A 3,954-nucleotide genomic window follows, 5' to 3' on the forward strand; every position below is an offset into this window, starting at 1 on the left:
CGGTGCTTGCGATGCAGTCCGGAGGCCGCCGTTCTTCGACCAAATGAAGCGCCGTCCGATCGACTGCTGTCGTTGACGTTTTCGCGGTTGTCTTCGATCACGCTGTCGCCGTTCGGCGGCGTGGTCGGCAGCCACCGCGATCCCCCGTGCTGGACGTGCGGGGTTCCACCGCTCCCCGGAATGGCGTCCGGGAATCGGAATGGGCCCCGCACGTCCCGCATTCCTTTCGGCCGCACCGCGCGCCGATGCGCCGGATCGGGCACGCCGCTCCCCGCACCCTGTTTTTGCCGCATGTCGGCGCCCTCTGCCTGCCATGCACTCTGTTGCCGTTCCAGCCGCGGTGTTCGCTGGATCGGGTGGCATGCCCCGGCGTGTGGCTCGCCGTGCAGTGCCGACTGTCGCGAGCGGCGACAGGGGAGCGCACCCTCCAATCCCGTGGTAGTTGCATGCGCCTCGGCTGGGTGTTTCCACCCGGCCGGCCTGGGTGCGATACCGGATTGGCCGCGCATCGGTGCGCCCCGCACGCTGCGGTGACCGCCCGCTACGGGCTTCGACGATCCGGAGATTCCGCAATGTCCATTCGCCGTCCCGTTCTTGCCGTCGGTATCTGCGCCGTCCTCGCCGGCGGTGTACTCGCCGGCGGCGACGCCCTGGCCGCCGCCCATCTCGACCAGGTGCTGGAAGCCAAGCTCGCCGCTGCGCCGGCCGGCGACGCACTGCAGATCGTGATCACCTACGATCAGTCCGGGCCGGTCTCGGCCTCGCAACTCACCGCGCTGCATGCGCTGGGCATCACCCGCGGGATCACCATGCGCACGCTGCCGATCGCCGGCGCGCTGGCCACGCCTGCCGAGATCCGCGCGCTGGCGCAGCGCGACGACGTCGCCTCGATCTACTACAACGCACCGCTGCGCTATTTCAACAAGGAAGCTCGCGAGCTGACCGGCGTGGACCGCGCGCAGGGCAATCCCGGCGATTTCGGCCGCGCGCTGCCCTACAGCGGCCGCGGCGTCGGGGTGATGATCAACGATTCCGGCATCGATGCCACCCATCGCGATCTCGCCTACGGCACCCGCGTCGTGCAGAACGTGCTGGGCACCACCAACCTGGCCAACGTCGATGCGATGCTGCCGATCACCTATGCGGAGGGCGTGCCCAATACCGACCTCGGCTCCGGCCATGGCACGCACTGCGCCGGCACGGTCGGCGGCACCGGCGCGCAGTCCAACGGCGCCTATCGCGGCGTGGCGACCGGCGCCAGTCTGGTCGGCTACGGATCCGGTGCGGTGCTGCTGATCCTGGACGCGGTCGGCGGTCTGGATTATGCGGCCACGCATCAGTTCAGCTTCAAGGATCCGATCCGCGTCACCAGCAATTCCTGGGGCTCCTCCGGCAAGTTCGATCCGCAGAATCCGGTCAACGTCGCCACCTACGAGCTGTACAAGCGCGGCATCGTCAGCGTGTTCGCCGCCGGCAACGACGGTCCCAAGGAAGACACCCACAATCCGTACGCGCAGGCGCCGTGGGTGATCTCGGTGGCCGCGGGCGAGAAGGACGGCACGCTGGCCGACTTCTCATCGCGCGGCAAGCGCGGCGAGAGCGGCAGCTTCACCATGGCCGACGGCAAGACCTGGACCTATCTCAACGAGCCGACGATCACCGCGCCCGGCGTGGACATCGTCTCCACCCGAGATTCCACCGGCGCGTTGCCGCCGCTGGCCGCGGACAAGGACAGCAAGCTGATCGCGCCGGCGCAACTGCCGTTCTACACCACCATGAGCGGTACCTCGATGGCCACCCCGCACGTGGCCGGCATCGTCGCGCTGCTGCTGGAGGCCAACCCGGACCTGACCCCGGACCAGGTCAAGGACCTGCTCGAACGCACCGCCACCAACATCCCCGGGCGCACGTACTGGGAGGCTGGCGCGGGCTACGTGAATGCCTATGCCGCGCTGTTGGAAGCGAGCAAGCAGCGCAGCGGCTTCGGCAAGACGGTCAATTCCCTGCATCCGTTCTACAGCAATGCGCTGGTGCTGCCCGGCGGCAGCCAGCCGTTCGAGGTGGCGTTCTCGCCGGTGGGTACGCCGCAAACGCAGGCGTTCACCGTCGGCAAGGACGTCGCCTGGGTCAGCGCCAAGGCCACTATCGACGCCAACACCCAGGCGCTGGTGCTGACCGATCCGGACGGCGTCAGCCACGGCTCGCCGGTGGCGCTGCCGTTGCTGGGCAGCACGGTCAGTGTCGGTGCGCCGGGCAAGCCGGGCACCTGGACCATCAGTGTGCGCGGCATCGGTTCGATCAGCGGCGTGCCGGTGGCGCCCAAGGGCAGCAACGGCATCGCGGCCCCGGGCACGGTGCGCGGCACCCTGGATTTCCTGCGCAGTGGCGGCTACACCGGCCTCAACGACGTCGCCAGCGGCGACCGCGATCGCGGCGCGGTGGAGTACGCGGTCGCCAACCGCCTGATCGACGGTTACGCCGATGGCTTGTTCCGCCCGCAGAATCCGCTCAAGCGCGCGGAGTTGGCGCGCTATCTGGTGATGGGTGCCGGCGTGCGCCAGGCGCTGCCGGCCACGCCCAGCTTCAGCGGGCTCGGCCGCAACGACCCGGCCTATCCGTTTGCCGAGGCAGCCGTGGGCAAGGGCGGGGTGCTGCGCGACCTGCAGCAGAACCAGGCCGCGGTGATGGGGCTGGTCGCCGGCGATTTCCGCCCCAACGACGCTGTCAGCAAACTGCAGTTGGCGTATTCGCTGGTGCAGGCGCTGGGCCTGCAGACGCAGGCGCTGGCCTTCGACGGCACGCTGTCGGTGAGTTACAACAACCAGCGCCTGCCGATCGAGGACGTGGCGGCGATCCCGAGCAACCTGCGCGGCTACGTGCAGCTGGCGCTGGATGCCGGCATCCTCAATGCGCGCTTCGCGTTGACCCAAGGGCCGCAGGACCTGCAGCCGACCCTGCATGCCTACTTCGATCCGGGCAGCACGGTGTCGCGAAGCGGCTATGCGGTGATCGCCGGGCGCTTCCTCGGCGTCAATCGGCAGGCCAAGGACTGAGGACTGCGGTGACCGCGGCGACAGCATGCGCGCAGGCGCAAGGCCTGCGCCGTGCTGGTTTGCTGCGGTAGGCGTCTGCTGCCGCTGCGAGCGCGCCACTGGCAACCCGTTGTTGCCGCGGCTCGGCGGGATCTGTCCTTGCAACGTGTGGGAGCGGCTTCAGCCGCGACGCGGTGTAGCAGGAATGCGCGTCGCGGCTGAAGCCGCTCTGCAAATGACGTTTCGTCGTTGTTGGAGCTGCCCCGAAAACCGCTACTACACGTGAGCCTGCCTGATCGCTGGAGGCCCCATAGGCGCGGCATCAGTTTTCCCGCGGATGCACGCTGACCGTGGCGGTCATGCCCGCAGCGAGCAGGGTGCCCTGCGGCACGCTGGCCGGATCGATGCGGATGCGCACCGGCACGCGCTGCGCCAGGCGGATCCAGTTGAAGGTGGGGCTGACGTTGGCCAGCAGCGAGGTGCCGGTCGGATTGTCGCTGTCGGAAATGCCGCGGGCGATGCCCTCGACCTGGCCGTGCAGCATCAGGCCGCCGCTCATCAGGCGGATGTCGGCGCGGTCGCCGACGTGGACCCGCGGCAGCTTGGTTTCCTCGAAATAGCCGTAGACCCACATCGCATCGTCGCGGACCAGCGCCAGGCGCGCACTGCCGGCCTGGGCGTAGTCGCCGACGCGCACTTCCAGATTGGTGATGTAGCCGTCGGCGGTGGCGCGGACCTGGGTGCGCTGCAGATCCAGCTCGGCCAGGTCGAGCGCGGCCTGCGCCTGTTCCACCGATGCCACCGCCTGCGCCTGTGCCGCGGTGGCCTGGCCGCGCAGCGCCGCGCTGCGGTGCACGTCGGCCTGCGCCGAACGCGCGGTGGCTTCGGCGTCCGAGCGCGCTTCGGCGGAGATCACCGCGGC

At 69.4% G+C, this 3,954-nt stretch carries 2 protein-coding genes; one reads left to right on the forward strand and one right to left on the reverse strand.

Going from position 1 to position 3,954, the window contains the following annotated elements; translation table 11 throughout:
* Window positions 1-572: 572 nt before the first annotated feature.
* On the forward strand, window positions 573-3,053 hold the full coding sequence (locus D180_RS10085) for a S8 family serine peptidase (protein ID WP_017912699.1): 2,481 nt from the start codon (window positions 573-575) through the stop codon (window positions 3,051-3,053).
* 301 nt (window positions 3,054-3,354) lie between these two features.
* Here the strand turns inward: D180_RS10085 and D180_RS10090 are convergent.
* On the reverse strand, window positions 3,355-3,954 hold a 600-nt coding region (locus D180_RS10090; RefSeq protein ID WP_017912700.1), incomplete at its 5' end, for an efflux RND transporter periplasmic adaptor subunit.

It is taken from the genome of Xanthomonas sp. SHU 166 (assembly GCF_000364685.1).
Classification (GTDB): Bacteria; Pseudomonadota; Gammaproteobacteria; order Xanthomonadales; family Xanthomonadaceae; genus Xanthomonas_A; species Xanthomonas_A sontii.

Bases quoted from the DNA above. Each gene is read 5' to 3' on its own strand.
- D180_RS10085 (WP_017912699.1), top strand. From the start codon at position 573: ATGTCCATTCGCCGTCCCGTTCTTGCCGTCGGTATCTGCGCCGTCCTC.